20 protein-coding genes are annotated in these 16,582 nt (G+C 42.1%); 8 read left to right on the plus strand and 12 right to left on the minus strand.

What is annotated here, in order from left to right; all coding sequences use genetic code 11:
- Position 1 precedes the first annotated feature (1 nt).
- The 3 genes from ACKWCC_RS17915 to ACKWCC_RS17925 form a co-directional block, all read right to left on the minus strand.
- Positions 2-256, minus strand: coding sequence for a glutaredoxin family protein (locus ACKWCC_RS17915; RefSeq protein WP_413997343.1), 255 nt, complete (start codon positions 254-256; stop codon positions 2-4).
- Entirely contained in the window at positions 249-1,430 is a 1,182-nt protein-coding gene (locus tag ACKWCC_RS17920; protein ID WP_413997344.1) for a cation:proton antiporter, read from the minus strand. The genes ACKWCC_RS17915 and ACKWCC_RS17920 overlap by 8 nt, the downstream gene beginning before the upstream one ends.
- Positions 1,431-1,560: 130 nt before the next feature.
- Positions 1,561-2,148, minus strand: coding sequence for a DJ-1/PfpI family protein (locus tag ACKWCC_RS17925; protein WP_413997345.1), 588 nt, complete (start codon positions 2,146-2,148; stop codon positions 1,561-1,563).
- Between the two features lie 77 nt (positions 2,149-2,225).
- Here ACKWCC_RS17925 and ACKWCC_RS17930 point away from each other — a divergent pair, with 77 nt between their 5' ends.
- Positions 2,226-2,711 carry an ASCH domain-containing protein gene (locus ACKWCC_RS17930; RefSeq protein WP_413997346.1) on the plus strand — a complete coding sequence of 162 codons (486 nt, stop codon included), beginning with the start codon at positions 2,226-2,228 and terminating at the stop codon, positions 2,709-2,711.
- Between the two features lie 394 nt (positions 2,712-3,105).
- Here ACKWCC_RS17930 and ACKWCC_RS17935 read toward each other — a convergent pair whose 3' ends face one another.
- From ACKWCC_RS17935 to ACKWCC_RS17975, 9 genes are all read right to left on the minus strand, one after another.
- Positions 3,106-3,804 carry a hypothetical protein gene (locus ACKWCC_RS17935; protein WP_413997347.1) on the minus strand — a complete coding sequence of 233 codons (699 nt, stop codon included), beginning with the start codon at positions 3,802-3,804 and terminating at the stop codon, positions 3,106-3,108.
- Between the two features lie 39 nt (positions 3,805-3,843).
- Positions 3,844-4,833 (minus strand): alpha/beta fold hydrolase, encoded by a 990-nt coding sequence (locus ACKWCC_RS17940; RefSeq protein WP_413997348.1) that lies wholly within the window; start codon positions 4,831-4,833, stop codon positions 3,844-3,846.
- On the minus strand, positions 4,830-5,282 hold the full coding sequence (locus ACKWCC_RS17945) for a hypothetical protein (protein WP_413997349.1): 453 nt from the start codon (positions 5,280-5,282) through the stop codon (positions 4,830-4,832). The genes ACKWCC_RS17940 and ACKWCC_RS17945 overlap by 4 nt, the downstream gene beginning before the upstream one ends.
- A 133-nt stretch (positions 5,283-5,415) precedes the next feature.
- The gene (locus ACKWCC_RS17950; RefSeq protein ID WP_413997350.1) at positions 5,416-6,513 is read right to left on the minus strand and encodes a hypothetical protein; all 1,098 of its coding nucleotides are present in this window, start codon (positions 6,511-6,513) and stop codon (positions 5,416-5,418) included.
- A gap of 6 nt (positions 6,514-6,519) precedes the next feature.
- On the minus strand, positions 6,520-7,809 hold the full coding sequence (locus ACKWCC_RS17955; protein WP_413997351.1) for a hypothetical protein: 1,290 nt from the start codon (positions 7,807-7,809) through the stop codon (positions 6,520-6,522).
- A 36-nt stretch (positions 7,810-7,845) separates the two neighbouring features.
- Positions 7,846-8,595 carry an SDR family oxidoreductase gene (locus tag ACKWCC_RS17960; protein ID WP_413997352.1) on the minus strand — a complete coding sequence of 250 codons (750 nt, stop codon included), beginning with the start codon at positions 8,593-8,595 and terminating at the stop codon, positions 7,846-7,848.
- A 146-nt stretch (positions 8,596-8,741) separates the two neighbouring features.
- Complete coding sequence (locus tag ACKWCC_RS17965; protein ID WP_413997353.1) at positions 8,742-9,323, minus strand: TetR/AcrR family transcriptional regulator; 582 nt, start codon at positions 9,321-9,323, stop codon at positions 8,742-8,744.
- A gap of 604 nt (positions 9,324-9,927) precedes the next feature.
- Positions 9,928-10,317: a hypothetical protein gene (locus tag ACKWCC_RS17970; protein WP_413997354.1), complete on the minus strand. Its 390-nt coding sequence runs from the start codon at positions 10,315-10,317 to the stop codon at positions 9,928-9,930.
- 91 nt (positions 10,318-10,408) lie between these two features.
- Positions 10,409-10,960 carry a TetR/AcrR family transcriptional regulator gene (locus ACKWCC_RS17975; protein WP_413997355.1) on the minus strand — a complete coding sequence of 184 codons (552 nt, stop codon included), beginning with the start codon at positions 10,958-10,960 and terminating at the stop codon, positions 10,409-10,411.
- A 400-nt stretch (positions 10,961-11,360) separates the two neighbouring features.
- Between ACKWCC_RS17975 and ACKWCC_RS17980 the strand changes: the two genes are divergently transcribed.
- From ACKWCC_RS17980 to ACKWCC_RS18010, 7 genes are all read left to right on the plus strand, one after another.
- On the plus strand, positions 11,361-12,269 hold the full coding sequence (locus ACKWCC_RS17980; RefSeq protein WP_413997356.1) for an AraC family transcriptional regulator: 909 nt from the start codon (positions 11,361-11,363) through the stop codon (positions 12,267-12,269).
- Between the two features lie 84 nt (positions 12,270-12,353).
- A complete protein-coding gene (locus ACKWCC_RS17985; protein ID WP_413997357.1) occupies positions 12,354-12,803 on the plus strand; it encodes an SRPBCC family protein in 450 nt (149 codons plus the stop codon).
- Between the two features lie 202 nt (positions 12,804-13,005).
- Positions 13,006-13,425: a RidA family protein gene (locus tag ACKWCC_RS17990; protein ID WP_413997358.1), complete on the plus strand. Its 420-nt coding sequence runs from the start codon at positions 13,006-13,008 to the stop codon at positions 13,423-13,425.
- Positions 13,425-13,898, plus strand: a complete 474-nt coding sequence (locus ACKWCC_RS17995) for a DUF3237 family protein (protein WP_413997359.1) — start codon at positions 13,425-13,427, stop codon at positions 13,896-13,898. Before ACKWCC_RS17990 ends, ACKWCC_RS17995 begins: the two co-directional genes overlap by 1 nt.
- Before the next feature lie 64 nt (positions 13,899-13,962).
- On the plus strand, positions 13,963-14,730 hold the full coding sequence (locus ACKWCC_RS18000; protein ID WP_413997360.1) for an SDR family oxidoreductase: 768 nt from the start codon (positions 13,963-13,965) through the stop codon (positions 14,728-14,730).
- 33 nt (positions 14,731-14,763) lie between these two features.
- A complete protein-coding gene (locus ACKWCC_RS18005) occupies positions 14,764-15,192 on the plus strand; it encodes a DoxX protein (protein ID WP_413997361.1) in 429 nt (142 codons plus the stop codon).
- A gap of 501 nt (positions 15,193-15,693) precedes the next feature.
- Positions 15,694-16,131 (plus strand): hypothetical protein, encoded by a 438-nt coding sequence (locus tag ACKWCC_RS18010; RefSeq protein ID WP_413997362.1) that lies wholly within the window; start codon positions 15,694-15,696, stop codon positions 16,129-16,131.
- Positions 16,132-16,582 lie beyond the last annotated feature (451 nt).

Genomic DNA, 16,582 nt, shown 5'->3' on the forward strand with positions numbered 1-16,582 from the left:
CTCATTCGATATGGTGTTTTTCTAAAAAACGGTTCAATTGGGGGATGCTTGGATTCTTTAGAAAATCTTCGCCGACCATTACCGTTGGGAATTTTAAAACACCATCATACAGTGACCTAACCTTCGCTTCGGCCTCCGCATCGGTTTCCACATTAAAATCGTCGAACACGATCCATTTGGACTGCATATAGTTTCGCAATGCCGATGATTTGGTGCACCAATCCGTACCGTACAATTGTAGTTTGGGCCTATCCATTTTTTATACCTAGCTTGAGGAATATTGGTTGTATTTTTTCGGCATTACTTACAACAAACGGGGTAACGGACATAAGGATGATGGACACCGCCAAGAATATTTGATAGTTGTTCGCACTGATTAATTCGTACTCAAGCCCACTTTGCGCCAGCACGAATGAAAATTCACCAATTTGCGCCAAGGAGAACCCAACGGCCAGTGCCGTTTTCCATTCCAGTTTCATCACGCGTACCGCCAAGATTCCCGCAGCTGCCTTCACGGCAAAGGCAAAGGAGGTCCAGAACATGATCCACCCGAAATCCGTTAGGAAAATTTCATAGTTCAACAGCATCCCCATCGATATAAAAAAGAAACTCATAAAGACGTAGCGGAAGGGCAAGAAACAGGAAATCGCCATGTGGTTATAGTCGGTCTCCGCAATGATCAACCCGGCTATAAAAGCACCCAAAGCCAGTGAGAGCCCCAATTCTTCGGTAAGCAAGGCAATGCCGGTAACGATAAAAACGGTGGCGATCAAAAATACCTCTTGGCTCTGAATTTGCATGACCGTTTTAAGGAAATATGGAATGATGAAACGTGCCAGTAGGTAGGCAATACCGCCCATCAACACTAGTTTGCCAAGCAACCAAACCAGCGCCATCAAAGGGTCTTCGCCTGCACCCGCAAGAATAGGTGTCAACAGCATCAAGGGGACGATGATGATATCTTGAAAGAGCAGTACAGCCAAAATAAACTTGCCGTGCGGCGTGGCTATTTTATTATCGTCTTGCAGCGTTTTAATTACAATGGCCGTACTGCTCAGGGCATACAGGAATCCCCAAAAAACACTTTCTTGCCAACTGGGTCGCATCATCAACCAGATAAGAACGGCTGTCAATGCAATGGTAAATAGCACCTGGGCGCTACCACCCCCTAAAACGTATATTTTGATTTTTTGGAGGTTGGTAAAGGAAAATTCCAGCCCAACGGTAAAGAGCAGCAGAATGATACCGATTTCGGCATAGACATCCACTTCTTCCATATCGGCAAAGTAACTGGAAGTGTTGGGGCTCAATAGCACGCCGGTGATCAAATACCCGATGATGTAACGGATTTTTAGAAATTTGCAGATAATGACCACCGCAGTGGCTACGCCAAAAATGGCGCATATATTGACAAGAATATGATGTTGCATAATTAGGTATTTGTAACAAATTCATGCCCTCGTCAACCGACCATGATACAGCCCTAGTTTGTAGATGTCACTTCTTTGTTATTTAGGATTATAAAATTAGTCGAATTAAATTAAAAATAAGCTAGGCGCGCTATTGTTTTTCAGTAGCCTTTTCCATTTCCGTAATCACAGGGTCAACCCCTGCCTTGTACATCTTGGTCATAAAGTCAGGAACGTGTTTGGGTGTTTTTTCAGGGCTACCACCTTTAAAGGGTTGTGCAGGGGCGTATTCCATATCGAGCATAACGGCTTGCGCGTAATCGCGGCCTGCGATTTCTTCCAAGAGCGCCAACGACATTTCCATTCCGGCGGTTACGTCCGCTGCCGTCCAGTATTTCCCATCTTTGGTAAAACGCTCGTTGGTAAAAGTCGCGCCATATTTTTTGAGCATATGCTCGGCATCGTACCAATTGGTGGTGGCTTTTTTCCCTTTTAGCAAGCCGGTACTGCCCAGAATCCATCCACCGGTGCAGACACTGGTGGTGTAAGTGGTGGTTCGGTCAATGTCACGTATCCATTGTTGTAGCTCACTGTTGTAGGCGGCTTCAATGGTGCCTTTGAAGCCGCCGGGGATGACCAAAATATCCAGACTATCCACCTCTGCAATGGTCGCATCAGTAACAAATTCAACACCCATCACGGTCTTGAGGTTGCCCGGTTTGAGCGCAATAAGTTTCATGTCAATGCGATTCATTCACGAAAGAAAAGTTCCCATTATCCAGTTTAAGGAACCGAATAAAACTATATTTGATGTGTATGAAACAAGTTGTAAAACATTTAAAGCCATTTACAATGGAAGACCTAGCAATCAAGTTTTGGAAAGAATTTGAACTTTCGAATATAACCTTACCTCAGCAGCCTAGGATTATTTCAGAAATGGCTGGTAATGAACATATTACCAATGAGCTAATCAACCTTTATTTGTCTGGTAAGAAAACAGCGGGGAGCAGTTTGAAAAGGGTTTTCGACGAAGAAGACTTCCCGAAAAGTGGAGACTATTGGATAGTATTGGATAATAAAAGAATTCCAAAATGCATCTTAAAAACGGTTAAGGTCGAAGAAAATAAGTTTGGTGAGGTTCCTTTGAGGATATCAGTCGCTGAGGGCGAAGGAGATTTATCCTTAGAATATTGGCGTAAAGCACATATTGAATTCTTTGCAAGTGACCTAAGTGAGGAACAAATGCAAAGCATCGAGGACGAAGCAATAATTACCGAACACTTCGAACTTGTCCACAAATAGAATAAACAAAAACAGATAATATTGTAAATGAAATCAAAACAGCGTACTGGAAGGATACATTTCATATACTCACTGTTGAGTGTTATTTAAATGAACACCATCAATGAAGGAAATGGCGCGTTATACGGCAAAAAGGATGGAGTATGATATTACCATTTGAACCAAGTATATCGAAGGAGGACAGCATTTCTATGCTATGGCAGTATCGTCAGGAAACAATTTAAATGATTGGAAGTATGTTTCAAAAAGGTGCCTTATCTTTTGAACCTTTGGCCGTGGCCAATCACTTACGATTATAAACTGATTAGAACGACTTCTAGGTATAAAACTCGAAACTGTTTTTTTTACGAAGATTGCAGCGAACAATTATAAACCTGACCCCATTCAACATCCATTACCTTAAAAACCGGTATTGTAGAAAAACGCCAAAATTTTCTTCCTGTCTCTTATCGGGTCCGTAGTAATCAAAATTAAGCGCAAGACCGTAGGAAAAGTTCAATCGAGATACGCCCAACCTTAAATAAATAAAACTGCGGTCGTGCAATTTGTCTTCGGCATTGTACTCATAAAGCATCTGCAGACGGGAATACACATCGATTTTTTCAAAGAGTCTGGGTTTGTATTCTGCAATGAACACCCCTTCAAGGGTCAGGTAGGGCAAGAAAAGGGCAGACGGGAAAATAACGAGCAACCACCTGCTATCGGCATATAAATATTGCAAACCTGCGGCTGGCACGAACCCCTTTAAAGAATGGAACTGAATGCCCGCGGTGGCGGATAGCTGTTTTCTGAGCTTATAGGTAACAAGGCTTTTCGCGGTCAGCACTTCTTCGCGATTGAACTGTTTATCATAATCGACAAAGGCCGTAGAGAGATTGAAAAACCCAAATTTTTCGGAACCCTTGAAACCCGATTGAAAAATAGCCTGAAAATTGATGTTGTTGTCGCCAAAGGTCAATTCTATGGGAAAGGGCGCGTTTGGCTTTTTGTTTTCCTCGGCCTGGCCATATCCAAAAGCGACCTGAAGCATCATAAATAGTACCTGAAGATGGTATTTGAATACGGCTATTTTAGGTAATATGTTCATCATCATCTAGAAGGCCTAGTAAAGAATTGTCTGGAATGCAAATCGCTAAAAATCCGTACTATCCGATTTTTTGATAAAGGTCAGTAGTTCGGCCGTCGTAGTTTCGGGCTGTTCTTCAAGGTTGTAATGGCCCGAGTTTTCAATGACGGTTCCCCTTAGGTTTACACATAGCGGTTCCATCAGCGTGGTCATGACTTTACCCAAACTGCCATCTGCGCCAATGGCCAATACGGGCATCCCTAATTTTGAATTTTTGCCATTCAGGTTCTGTTCAGCGGATACGTTGAAAGCGCGATAATAGTCAAAGCCGGATTTTAAGGTTTCAGGTTTGGAAAAGGTGCTTACGTATTCTTCAAAATCTTCATCGTTAATGGCATCGCGAACGACCATTTTATGGTCGAAAAACCACTTGAGATACAAGGCTTCGCGCCCGGTGACCAACTGCTCGGGCAAACCGTCAATTTGGTTGAAGGCGAACTGCCAGGTACGAGGGTTTCCCTTTTCGGTAAAGGCGAGCTTTTGAATGGGGGCGAGACCCGGTATGCCACCTTCCATCACGGTCAAGGTTTTGGTCTTTTCAGGATGGTTTTTGGCGAAGCTATAGGCAACCCACGCCCCCACGTCGTGCCCTACAATATGTGCCGAAGCAATGTTCAAGGCTTCCAAAAAAGCATTCAAATAAACAGCAATGGCCTTGGTATCATAGCCCTGTAGAGAGGGTTCAGAGTTGCCAGTGCCGGGCAAGTTGAGCGCTATAACATTAAAGTCTTCATGCAACAGGGGCATCATTTTTCTATAAGCATACCAGCTCTGCGGCCAGCCATGAAGCAGTACGATTGTGGGCCGGTCGGCCTGAATCGCATTTGAGACATATTCCAGTTCAATAGTTAAAGTCTGCACGGTTCTTACAATAAAATTATCGGGAATATAGGTTTTCACGCTAGCCATGGGTTTTTCTAAGGGCGGGTCTTTTGGTTTTTTATCGACACAAGAAAACAGTAGTATCACAATAAAAATTAGAAGGGTATTTTTCATAAGGTAGAAGGTATTTTTAAGCGATTGAGCAACAGACAGCAAATGGTATTTAAGTCCGATTTGCTCAATGAGTTGGTGATGCTCAGCAGGCTGATGTTCAAAAAGGCATCGTAATACATAGCCCCTGAAATCAGGCTGACATGCGTCGAATGATTAGCGTGCTTCGATACTTGAAACCGCACGGAAAACAGGGTTTTTATTTCCCGATAATTCTTGGTAATGACCTCATTGATTTCTTGGGAATGTGAGTGCCTATCCAAATTGGCACGTATCAGCAAGATACTATGGGCGGGATGTTGAACAATGTAGGATGATATGGTATCACTAAAAGCCAACACAGGGTTTGATGAATTCTCGTCGGTATTCTTCAGCAACGCTTTGAGGGATGTATGGCAGGTCTTGAGCGCGTTTAGGTACATGACCGACTTTGAGCCCAAAGTATTGTACATACTGCTTCTGTTGATGTTCAGTGTTCTAACTAATTGGTCAATGCTAACGGTATGGTAACTATGGGCACTAAAAATGTCAAGGATGGTCGCCTTCGCCTGTGTACTATCGAATGAAATAGGTCGTGGCATAGAATCAATCAATTTTAGGGCGCCAGACAACACTGAGAACGGAATCGCCCTGTTTCTCTGCGATACGTGATGCCGCCTTAGTGTCAAAGGGATGTTTGAAATTATTGCCCAAATGGTCTTCGAGTGTTTTTTCAATCAGTAGTTGATAGCTGCCGCGTTTCCAAGGAAGTAGTGGCGTAAACGACCATTGGTTACGCTTTATGTCAATGGCAATGCGTCCTTTGACCACTTCACCTTCGTCGGTTACGATGCGAACCATTTCTTGGCACAGCAAAATATCGACAAGTGGATGCCATTGCACGGTGATAGCTTCCTTGGTGGTTTTTGTGGGAACGTTCAGCGTCAAGGTTGATGTATCAAGTTTTTCACTTACTTGTGGCAGTACGGTGATGGTCTTGGTAACCGTTTCTTCCGTTACATTTCCGTCAGGGCCCTCCCAGCCCGATGCTATAACCAGTTTGTAGTGCTTCCCCTTTTTGAGCGCTCTGCCTAGTAGCACATTGGCCCCAACGTTGGTTTTCACCCTTGAAGGGTCTAGAATCAAGGTCACTATGGTCCTGTCCTTGTTCCAAAGATCATCCTTTAAGGGTACAAAAGTGTGCTTGACTTCGCTATCATTTTCATACAACTTTACGTGACTGGCTACAAAACCTTCTTGCATCGACTGGCTGAAAACGATGTAGAACCGTAAAAGATTTTCTGGAACTTGGTTTGTAGTCGGAAGGATGTTCAAAACCACTGGCGGATTCTTTTTGGACACTTCGCGCTCAATACGGAAATCATAGGGTCTTTGGTTCCAAGCTTCGGGAAATAGGATGTAATACTCGGTATTGTCAAACAAAGAAAATTTGGGTTCGATTTTTAGCGAATTGCCTTCCAACGTTACGTCGGTCAAAATAGCCGTTTTTTCTGGCCTGTGCATTTTTGGCTTCCCCAAATAAAGATATGGCGTATGGTCGGCCAAGGCCTCATTGGAAAAAATATTCCCAGGTAGTGAAACCACTATCTGGGAATTGGATGCTATCTCAACGGATTGCCCATTGACCTGATGAATCAAGATAAGAAAAACCAAACGCAACCCATTGAAATACTTCCATTGCATAGTAGCCTATTCTTTGGTGAATTTTCCCAGCCCTTCCTGTTGCAATAACATGGTTCTGGCGGGCTTAATCATACCTTGCAGCACTTTGTTGTCCTCAGGATAGCTATAATCGGGAAAATCGAATTCCGCGACCATATCGCTCACCCTGAAAAATGCCCCTTTGACCGTAGAAACAAGTTCCAATGACCCTGTCGTGGCATTTCTTCGGGTCAGTGCCAAATACATGGGGCCTTGATTGTCCATCTGCGTGACGCCCGCAAGGGGAATGGTATTGTACGGAACGCCCGCAAGCGGTTGTTTCTGTAAATCAACGGGTGTGGTAATGCCCGGCTTCTTTGAATAGGATGCGATGTCGGCCACGTTAATCATCATACCCGGCCTATGGCTGTTCGATATCATGACAAAAGAGCCGCCATTCATTGAAAAGGGAACCAAATCAATAGGATAGTTTCCATAACCAAGCTCGGCAATGGTCTTTCCGGTAATGTGCTGATTGTCCTTAATGTCCGTCAACGGAATGGCGGTTAGTGGCGTACATAAGAACGAAGCAACCAAATGGGGCACCCCATCAAGGTCAACGACCGCCATGGTACGAATAGGGGCCCTGGTCTCGTTTTGATTGTGCACGGGATGATAGACCTGCACCGTACTTTTGTTCACTTTGCCCGTAAACGGGAACGGTATTTTATACAGCGACGATGCGAATTCACCCGAGGAAATACCCGAGACAAAGATTTGGTTTTCGTGTTTTACGATATCGGTGATTGAAAAACTGCGCAATTTGGCACGGTCTTGAAACATTGCACCGTTATCGGGAAGTGCGTTGAGTTTCGCTTCGACCGCATCGGTTTTATCGAGTTCCAACAAACGAAGGCTCGAGTCTTTCGGATTGACGACTACAATGGCCGGTTCACCCTTGGTGCCCTTGCCACGCTGTACCCCAACATAGGCTTCGTTGCTTACCGGGTTGATGACCATATCGGTAATCTTGATGTGGTCGATTTTTGCGCCGAGCAAATCGGCTATACGCTGGTCGAGGTCATAGACCACAAATTGCCCCTCTTGGGCCGCTTTGTCCGCTATTTGTAAGGCGAATACCGACCCACTTTGGGTGTCGCCAACAAATAAAGTGTTGGCATCACCAAAATGTAAAACATCGACCGATGCCACTTTTGATGCTTTGATTGTGGGTGGCGGGTCTGCTTTTGCGCAAGCGAGATTGCTCGCGAACATCAACGCTGCCAGGGCAAGCGTATGCCCTCTAAAAAAGGACTTTAATTTGTTTACTGTTCTCATGTGTGTATATTAAATGTTTATTAGTATTTGTTTGTTTTATAAAGTGGACATGCCCCCATCGAGTATTAATTCTGACCCCAACATAAATTTGGAATCGTCAGTGCCCAAAAACAGTGCGGCATTGGCTATTTCTTGTGGATTACCGAACCTGCCAAGGGGAACCTGCGATTGAATATGGCCCGCCATCTCGTTAAGTTGGTCTTCTTCAAGTCCCAATTTTTGGTAAATAGGGGTATTGATAGGTCCGGGACTAATAGCGTTTACCCGTATGCCCCTGTCCTTCAGCTCGCCCGACAAGGTTTTGGCAAGGCTGATGACACCCGCCTTTGTCGCGGCGTACACGCTGGAATTTGGCATACCTATGTGCGCATTGATAGAGGCGTTCAGAATCACCGAACTGTCTTGGAACAAATAGGGCAGTAAGTGTTTCACGGTAAAGAATACCCCTTTGACGTTGACATTGAACGATTCGTCAAAAAACGATTCATCGATGTATTCGATAGGGGCGAACTTTGCAATACCCGCGTTAAGGAACAGCACATCCAATTTATCGGTATGTTCCCCAACACGTTCGGCCAGTTGGGCCAAATCGTCCATCTTGCCACTATCGGCAACGATGTAGGATGCCGCACTTCCCAGCTTGGCGACCGCTTGTTGAAGGCGCTCTTCGTTGCGTCCGGTTATGATGACCTTGGCACCATGCTTGATAAAGGTTTCAGCAGTTGCGAAACCGATGCCGCTATTACCACCGGTAATGAGTGCGGTCTTGTTTTCTAGTTTTGACATAATAATTGTATTTGTGTTTAAATGATTCATGTTTTCATTAATCTACCCGGTGTTTATCCAGCCATAGATAGATGTAGGCACGGCAAACAATAACTTCATAGGCAATCATATTTGTAATGAACGTTACAAATAAACTCAAAAAAAATTTACTGCAATAGTTTAAACGTGTTGTCCACGATATCCTGTAAAATACCGCGTTGGCTCACCGTTATGGCCGACACCCTTAGCCCTTGAAGGCTATTGTACAGATAGTGCGCATAGGCGGTAGGCGATTGATTTGTGTTTGCATACCCCTCTTTTTGCGCTTCTTCGATTAGATTTTCGAATACGGCAATGGTCTGTTCTTGGTTTTTCAACAACCAATTCATGAGATGCCCGTCTTTTTGCGCCATTTCGGTTTTGCAGTTCACTATCATGCACCCTCTTTTTTGTTGGTCTGCCATGGCTTCGTTCAGGTTCAATTGAAAAAACGTCCTGATAATGTCCAAGGGGTCTTTCCCCGATTGCATCGCTTTTTCAAAATGTTGACCGCTCTGCGCGTTGTAACGGTCAAGCGCGATTCGGTACAATTCCATTTTAGACCCGAAGGAATTGTAGATACTGGACCTGCCCAGACCCGTAACGTCGACCAAATCTTGCATAGAGGTGTCGCCATACCCTTTTTGCCAAAAAAGGTTCATGGCGTTCTGCACGACCACGTCTCGATTAAAAACTTCATTTTTGGGCATTAGATTCAAATTAAAGCACAAATGTAGGTGTTTGTATCGAACGTTACAAATGTTTAGTCGAAAACTTTTGTAAACTTTGGCTTTTGAAAAAAATAATAAGCTTCGAATAACGCTGAAATTCAGGTTTGTGAGCTTGATTCAATTCAATTCAAAGACTGTTATCAATGCTTATAGATAAATAAGTTAACCTGTATTTCATATAGAGCAATTGTTTCATAACCCGCTCGGCACATTCCCCTGTATTCCGTTGCACTTCATTACAGGAGAAGAGCTTCGCTACAAAGGCCTTGGACACCGCACCATATTTCTACTTTTCATTCCGTTAACCCGATCCGTCCCGATAGTTATCGCGACTGAAACGGCACACTACATTCCCAATCCGAAATAGGGTACGAAGTCAACTAACCCTTTTAAAACTCAAACGAAGTGATTGTTTTGGATTTACTTTTCATCAAAAAAAGCCTTAGCTAGTTTGCCATGTAGATGTACCGTGCATTCATTAACCTTGACTAGACGACGAAATAAAACTAAAGAAGTGATTGAAGAGTTTCCCTAAAAATATCAGGAAATAACTGCTTTCAAAAACCATTGATAACAAAGACGGTTAAGCTTTAGAAGCCATTTTGAATTTAGAATTCCCAAATAGCACCAATAATCCGATGGGTAATAGTAATGTCCACTGAAGGGCAAGTTGCCATTTCAATAGGGATATTAACAAAAACGAAAATCCATAGAATAAATAGGACCAACCGATAAAAGCCAATAAATCTTGAGAGACTTTGAATTTATTTATACTAGAGCCCAATACGATAATCGAAGAAGCAAAAAGTACCACAGTAGCCATATGCCATACACCGAGCATTTGTGATTTTTCTAAATCTGCCATATTACTGTGTAAGAGCGGAACTGCCAATGTATATTGGCCAATAGCGGTGTGAATGATAGCGGTCAATATATTTATGATTCCTGCTATCAGGTGCGTATAATTTTTCATTCAGGTCAGTCTAATATTTAGTCGATGTCGGTGTCTTTACAGCTATTGTTTATTAAAATATACATGGATTGCAAAAGCTCAATTTCTATTCTTAGTAGTCAATAAAGGTTTGAATCTCTTCTCTCGCCTTTATTATATCCTTAAAATCCGAGACCTTGTATCTGGACATCTCGTGATGGCCCAGTAAATACTTATAAAACACTCGTGCTTTTATTCTGCTTTCTACATTGTTAAAGCCCATCTCAGACAATAGATTTTCGGTAAAGGCAATACGTATTGCGTCGATTTCGTCGAGCAGTTTTTTTACGTCTGGTCGTTCACTTCCATATTTTTTCAAATGAAAGAAGAAGTCGATGTAAGGCTTTTTATTGAAGCACAACTCAATCAACTTCTCGAATTTTAGGACCGCATTGCTTTCCGCCTCAACACTATCGATAATATCTTGGGTTGACCTTTTAATCCAAAGGCTTATAATATCATCTATGTAGTCTTTCTTTGTTTTAAAGTGCCAATAAAAACTAGACTTGTTTACGTTAATTTCTTTGGCCAGCCTTTCTACAATTAAGCCATCGGGTCCCGTCTCAGAAAATTTCTTCAAACCAGCTTCAACCCAATCATTCTTTGTGGCTATAATCTTTGGCATACCCTCAATCCATAAAATGCAAATTTATGCAATTTTCTAAACGTTACCGTTTAATTATCGATTTTTTTCATAATTTAGGGGCACATTGGAGTTTACGGGATGCCATTTTATTAAAGTCAGCAGGCAGAAAATAGCACTACAACCTTTTTAACGATTGAATGTTAACTCTAAGATTGAACATCTAGCAATATGCGATTGACGTAAAAGGTTCGGGCAATTTACTTATTTGCAAATTTTGTACGATAAAAAAATTGATAAGCTAGAGTTTGAAGCAGGTGTTAGTTTTTCTTTTGCCATTTCAAGTTAGACCAGAGCTTCGTACATCTTATGTAACAAACAGTGCGGCACAATCGTAGCCTTTTATTAGTGTTCTAAAGTTTAATTATTGCTCTTTAACTAAATGCTGAATTTTAAAAAAATAGAGACGCTTAACGATGCCGTATCCACAGGGCTACCGGTCAACCACGAACTGTTTCAGATTTATCGCTTAGAACAGGTTGGGCAAGGGTATGCGTTTGATATGCCGATGCACCGGCGGGATTTTTTCGGTGTGGTATTGATAGAAAACCAAAGTGACAAGGGTGAAATCATTATCAATGCCCAAACCCATAAGTTTAAAAAGGATTGCCATCTGTTCTTTACCAGTCCTGGAGAAATGGTAAAATGGAGCAGCTCAAAGGATAAGGACTGGACGGGATTCGTCATTTATTTCAAACGAGAATTTTTAGTCTTACCCACTACACATAACTTCAATTACGAGTTTCCTTTCTTTCGGTTCGATGCCAATATCTTCATGTTGTTGGGAACCGAACAACGGTTTTTGATGCTAGAACTTTTTGAAAAAATGACTTTTGAGTACGAAAGACTTACCGACCAAGGTATGGCCATTATTCATTCGTACCTTCATATAGTCCTGCATCAGTCCGCTCGAATCTACGCTACCAATATTTCACAGAATCCTGAGCGTATCACCGTACAGTCAAGGGCCGGTGAAATTACCAAAGACTTTATGGTGCTAGTACATCAACATATCCTGCAAAACAAAAGCGTGAGCGAGTATGCCGATATGATGGCCATGACGCCGAAGCATTTGAGCGATTACGTTAAAAAAGCTTCTGGCAAGACGGCTTCTGAAATTTTGAACGCCGAATTACTTTTACGCGCAAAGTCTTTCCTTATCCAAAGTGATGCGACCATATCTGAAATAGCCTATCAATTGGCCTATAAGGAAACATCACATTTTTCAAGGTTTTTCAAAAAAGAAACCGGTATGTCACCCATAACATACCGTGCCACAAATAAACGGTAAATTAGGTTACCGTTTCCGAATTTTTGATAAACAGTGCGCCCTGACACTACAATACTTTTGTTTTGAATTTTTAAAACAAAAAGTATGGAAGCAAAAACGGTACACAACGAAAACAAAACCATTTGCATTAAGAATGCCAAAAGAATTTCGAAACCTGCTTTACAGGTTTGGAATCTGGTTAAAAACTTTGGTAACCTAAAGGATATTGTGCCCAAAATGATAGAGGCTATAGTAGTATCGGGTGAGGGCGCCAAATCACATTGGGAGGTCAAACTGTTGGCAGGTGGAAAAATCAGAGAGAGAATGACTGCATTTAACGAAGATGCCATGCAGCTCGGTTATACCATGACCGAAACACCCCTACCCATTGAAAACTACACTGGCATCAAAAAGGTAATACCAATGACCAAGAATTTCTGTAGGCTTGAAATTAGCTCGAACTTTACCACCAGTTCGGCAAATAAACAAGAGATGATAGACGTTTTCGAACTATTTCAAAAAGACCACTTAGAGAATATCCGTTACCTTATTTGACAAACATGAAAAATTGCAAAAAATCCTTCCCAGAAGGATTTTTTTTATACCCAATGGTGTGTAAACGACTTATTTACGGCAATTTGATTGCATACAAAGATATGAACCGAAAAAATGGTTAATGCGTCCGACACTTGGGTAACATAGAACCCGGAGCACCCCAATAACTTTGTGTCAAGTTTAATTCTTAATACATACAATCATGGAAACACAAGTAAATGACAAAGTAGTAGTGAACCCAGAAAAACTACAACCTGCCTTTCCAGGTTACTCACACGTCGTTGTCAGCCCACCAGGGCGTACCGTCTTCATTTCGGGCCAAACCTCGGTCGATGTTAAAGGTGATATCGTGGGCATCGATAATTTTGAGCTACAGTTCAAAAAAGCGGTAGAAAATTTGGACATTGCCCTTAGGGCTTCGGGTGCTACCTTCAAAGATGTAACCAAATTGAACTATTACATCGTGAATTACAACCCAGACCAATTGCCTGCAATTATGGCCACCCTATCGGAATACGTGTCAAAAGACGTACCGCCAGCGGCGACAATGGTGAGCGTAGCCGGACTCTATCTGCATGAATTGTTAGTAGAAATAGAAGCCATTGCAGTAATAAACGATTAATGAACTTAAACACGGAAAAGATGACAACAACAAAAGAAGAAGTGGCTTTGGGTAGATTGCTCTTTGATGAGGAATCTCAGCTTGCCTCTGTATTGGATTATGGTGGCGATTACCTCAAGGTATTGAACGGAGACGAAACCCCAAAGTTGGGGCATCGCGTGAACATGGGTTACAAAGGGGAATTGCGTGGTGAGGTAAATGGTTCCATTGAAGGCATGGACCATATTGAAATCAGGCCTGATGGAATGTTCAAATTGAACATTCATGCCACCATCACTACATACGATGGCAAAAAGATAGCCTACGAGTCAGGTGGTATTGTGGAAACCGAAACAGGTGAGGTGCGGCAACACGTTTGGTTCAGAACCCAAGAAAAAGAGTACCTCTGGCTCAACAAACTATATGTTTGGGTCATAGGTAAAGCAGACTTTGCTACTGGCACACTCACCTTGAAAAACTATGTGGCCGCTTAGATAATTCTAAATGTAAAGGATGCTGAACCTGGTTTGGCATCCTTACTTTAAAAAATCAATAATTATGAAATCAGGAATCAATTTAGAGAACAAAGTCGCCCTAGTAAGCGGTGGGGCCAAGAACCTAGGCTTAGCAATAACCGAAGAACTTGCCGCACACGGTGCTTCGGTACTTGTACATTACCATTCGAATAAAACCGAGTCAAAGGCTGGGGATGTTGTTCACAGTTTATCAAGGACGTACCCAAACGCAAAATTTAAGGCCGTGCAAGCAGATTTGACCCAAGTTAGGAAAATTGAGCTTCTAATGAACACCATAACTGAAGACTTTGGTAGGTTGGATGTTCTGGTTAATAATGCGGGCGCCCTTATCAAAAAGCCAATGGCAGCAATAACCGAGGTCGAATATGACCAATTGTTCAGCATCAACACGAAATCGCCTTTTTTTATGATGCAAAAGGCCGCTGAACGGCTTGAAGAAAATGGCCGAATCATCAATATCGGCACTTCTTTACTGGCAGCATTTACTGGTTTGTATTCAGCCTATGCAGGTAGTAAGGCCCCACTTGAAGATTTCGGGCGTGCATTGGCCCAAGAAATAGGAAGTCGTGGCATAACAGTCAATACCATTGCGCCAGGCCCCCTTGAAACCGAATTTCTTACAGAGGTCGAAAATGAAGCTACTTTGGATTGGTTACGACAGGCTACGGTCGGTAAACGTCTAGGACAAACCACTGACATTGCACCTTTGGTGGCTTTTCTTGCCTCTGAAAAAGGACAGTGGATTACAGGGCAGACCCTTTTTGTAAACGGTGGCTTTGCCACACGATAATAATTAAACATAAACCTTTTAAAATTTACACTTATGAAAACTACACATGTAAAGCAGATAGCCAATATCCTTTTCGGATTGGTACTTATTGTAACGGGAATCGATAAACTTGTTCCGTTTCTTCCTTGGCCCGAAATGGCCGATGGTGCCAACAACTTTATCGGGGCCTTATTTGATTCGGGGTACTTGTGGGAAGTAATAGGAATATCCGAAATTCTTATCGGTATTGCCTTGGTTGCGAACCGTTTAGTTCTTTTTGCCAATATTCTATTGGCACCCCTATCAATAAATATACTATTGTTCCATTTATTTCTTGACCCTGCAATCGAGGTGTCTTTACCTGCAATTTTGCTCTTTGCCTACAATGCTTTGACGTTAGCCTCGTTGCGAAAGCAGTACGCCGCGGCCATATTCGGACATTCGCAAAAGCGTTTGATTGAGGAAGTAGTAGCTGCCCAGTAAATGGGTACAAAAATTAAATGTTAACCGCATATACCTTTAGATAGCTGCATATTCCGTGATTTCCTATATGTACTATCTGAGGGTATATTTTCTAGATAATATCCTAATAAAAGCGAAAAAGTGAGCCTTATTTAAGTATTCAAACTTGGAATGCCCTTAGTTGCAAGCACCACGTATTCGCAAATTGGTAGCATCTTGCGTAATTGGTCTAAAGCTTCAATATTAAGTCTGCTCTTAACCCTTACTTTCCTTGGATAATTGAACATCTAAACCCAATAAGAATTTTTCCGCTACGCGCTCGTTTCAACTTTGCGCATAAAGCAAACTTCATTATTGCTTTCAAGAAGGTAAGTATTTCTGAGTCAAAATTGACGATTGCATTTACCGTAATTTTCTTAAGTTCAAAAAAAATCAATTTTGTACTTTCAAATAGCGGGCAAAAATTATCTTTATAAGATTATAGAGTTTTTTTCCATTCACACTAACCAAACGAAATAAATTATGCTGAAGTTCGCTGGATATACAAATATAGTCTTGTCTATTGCTCATCTAATCGGTCTTTTTTGGGCAAAATGGATGTTTGAGGTAACAGGAATCGGTAAAGAAATGCAAGACTTGGCCCAAACTCATTTTTCTTTGCCCTATCTGGTGACAGTACTCGTTTCTACTGTGTTCTTTATTTTTGGGCTTTATGGTATGTCAGCAGGCGGCAAAATGAAAAAGTTGCCATTTTTGAAGGTTGGAATATTCTCAATAGCTGCAGTTTACATCTTTCGAGGTTTGATTGGGCTTTTCACTGATATAACGGAAGAACCAGCGAACCCGACGCTAACAGTATTGTATTCTGTGATAGCGCTACTAATTGGGTTATTGTTCTTATTTGGTGGAATCAGTAAATGGGCGGTTAGAAAAAATAACAACACACAACATTTTAATTAATTCCAAGCTTTCTTCTAAATCCCGCTCAGCACATTCCCCTACATTCCGCGCTTGCCCGCCGAAAAAGGCAGGCAATCACTTCATTCCGGGAAAAGAGGTTCCCTACAAACGTCTTGGATACCGTACCCGATTTCTACTTTTCATTTCGCTATTCCTATCCGTCCCGATGGCTATCGGGACTGGAATGGGACACTACATTCCCAATCAGAAATAGGGCACGAAGTCCGCTTTTTATCGGAAAACCATCACTTCGGTTTTCTTAACAGGATTTTCGGCGCGGTCTTCTTGAGCCGTCACTCGAAAATCCTTAAAAACCAAATAATTTACTATAGGGCTTGCTGATTTTCTATCAACGGGAACGTAAGATATTAACAATCAGCATTTTATTTTTGAACAATCGACGAATTCCGTTGTACAAGTGCACGGGTTTCCGTAACTTAGGGTAACATAC

Source organism: Maribacter aquimarinus, assembly GCF_047345505.1.
GTDB lineage: Bacteria > Bacteroidota > Bacteroidia > Flavobacteriales > Flavobacteriaceae > Maribacter.

Bases quoted from the DNA above. Each gene is read 5' to 3' on its own strand.
- ACKWCC_RS17940 (WP_413997348.1), bottom strand. From the start codon at position 4,833: ATGAAAAATACCCTTCTAATTTTTATTGTGATACTACTGTTTTCTTGT.
- ACKWCC_RS17920 (WP_413997344.1), bottom strand. From the start codon at position 1,430: ATGCAACATCATATTCTTGTCAATATATGCGCCATTTTTGGCGTAGCC.
- ACKWCC_RS18005 (WP_413997361.1), top strand. From the start codon at position 14,764: ATGAAAACTACACATGTAAAGCAGATAGCCAATATCCTTTTCGGATTG.
- ACKWCC_RS17990 (WP_413997358.1), top strand. From the start codon at position 13,006: ATGGAAACACAAGTAAATGACAAAGTAGTAGTGAACCCAGAAAAACTA.
- ACKWCC_RS17915 (WP_413997343.1), bottom strand. From the start codon at position 256: ATGGATAGGCCCAAACTACAATTGTACGGTACGGATTGGTGCACCAAA.
- ACKWCC_RS17950 (WP_413997350.1), bottom strand. From the start codon at position 6,513: ATGCAATGGAAGTATTTCAATGGGTTGCGTTTGGTTTTTCTTATCTTG.
- ACKWCC_RS18000 (WP_413997360.1), top strand. From the start codon at position 13,963: ATGAAATCAGGAATCAATTTAGAGAACAAAGTCGCCCTAGTAAGCGGT.
- ACKWCC_RS17960 (WP_413997352.1), bottom strand. From the start codon at position 8,595: ATGTCAAAACTAGAAAACAAGACCGCACTCATTACCGGTGGTAATAGC.
- ACKWCC_RS17945 (WP_413997349.1), bottom strand. From the start codon at position 5,282: ATGTACAATACTTTGGGCTCAAAGTCGGTCATGTACCTAAACGCGCTC.
- ACKWCC_RS17925 (WP_413997345.1), bottom strand. From the start codon at position 2,148: ATGAAACTTATTGCGCTCAAACCGGGCAACCTCAAGACCGTGATGGGT.
- ACKWCC_RS17955 (WP_413997351.1), bottom strand. From the start codon at position 7,809: ATGAGAACAGTAAACAAATTAAAGTCCTTTTTTAGAGGGCATACGCTT.
- ACKWCC_RS17965 (WP_413997353.1), bottom strand. From the start codon at position 9,323: ATGCCCAAAAATGAAGTTTTTAATCGAGACGTGGTCGTGCAGAACGCC.
- ACKWCC_RS18010 (WP_413997362.1), top strand. From the start codon at position 15,694: ATGCTGAAGTTCGCTGGATATACAAATATAGTCTTGTCTATTGCTCAT.
- ACKWCC_RS17985 (WP_413997357.1), top strand. From the start codon at position 12,354: ATGGAAGCAAAAACGGTACACAACGAAAACAAAACCATTTGCATTAAG.
- ACKWCC_RS17975 (WP_413997355.1), bottom strand. From the start codon at position 10,960: ATGCCAAAGATTATAGCCACAAAGAATGATTGGGTTGAAGCTGGTTTG.
- ACKWCC_RS17970 (WP_413997354.1), bottom strand. From the start codon at position 10,317: ATGAAAAATTATACGCACCTGATAGCAGGAATCATAAATATATTGACC.
- ACKWCC_RS17980 (WP_413997356.1), top strand. From the start codon at position 11,361: ATGCTGAATTTTAAAAAAATAGAGACGCTTAACGATGCCGTATCCACA.
- ACKWCC_RS17995 (WP_413997359.1), top strand. From the start codon at position 13,425: ATGAACTTAAACACGGAAAAGATGACAACAACAAAAGAAGAAGTGGCT.
- ACKWCC_RS17935 (WP_413997347.1), bottom strand. From the start codon at position 3,804: ATGATGATGAACATATTACCTAAAATAGCCGTATTCAAATACCATCTT.
- ACKWCC_RS17930 (WP_413997346.1), top strand. From the start codon at position 2,226: ATGAAACAAGTTGTAAAACATTTAAAGCCATTTACAATGGAAGACCTA.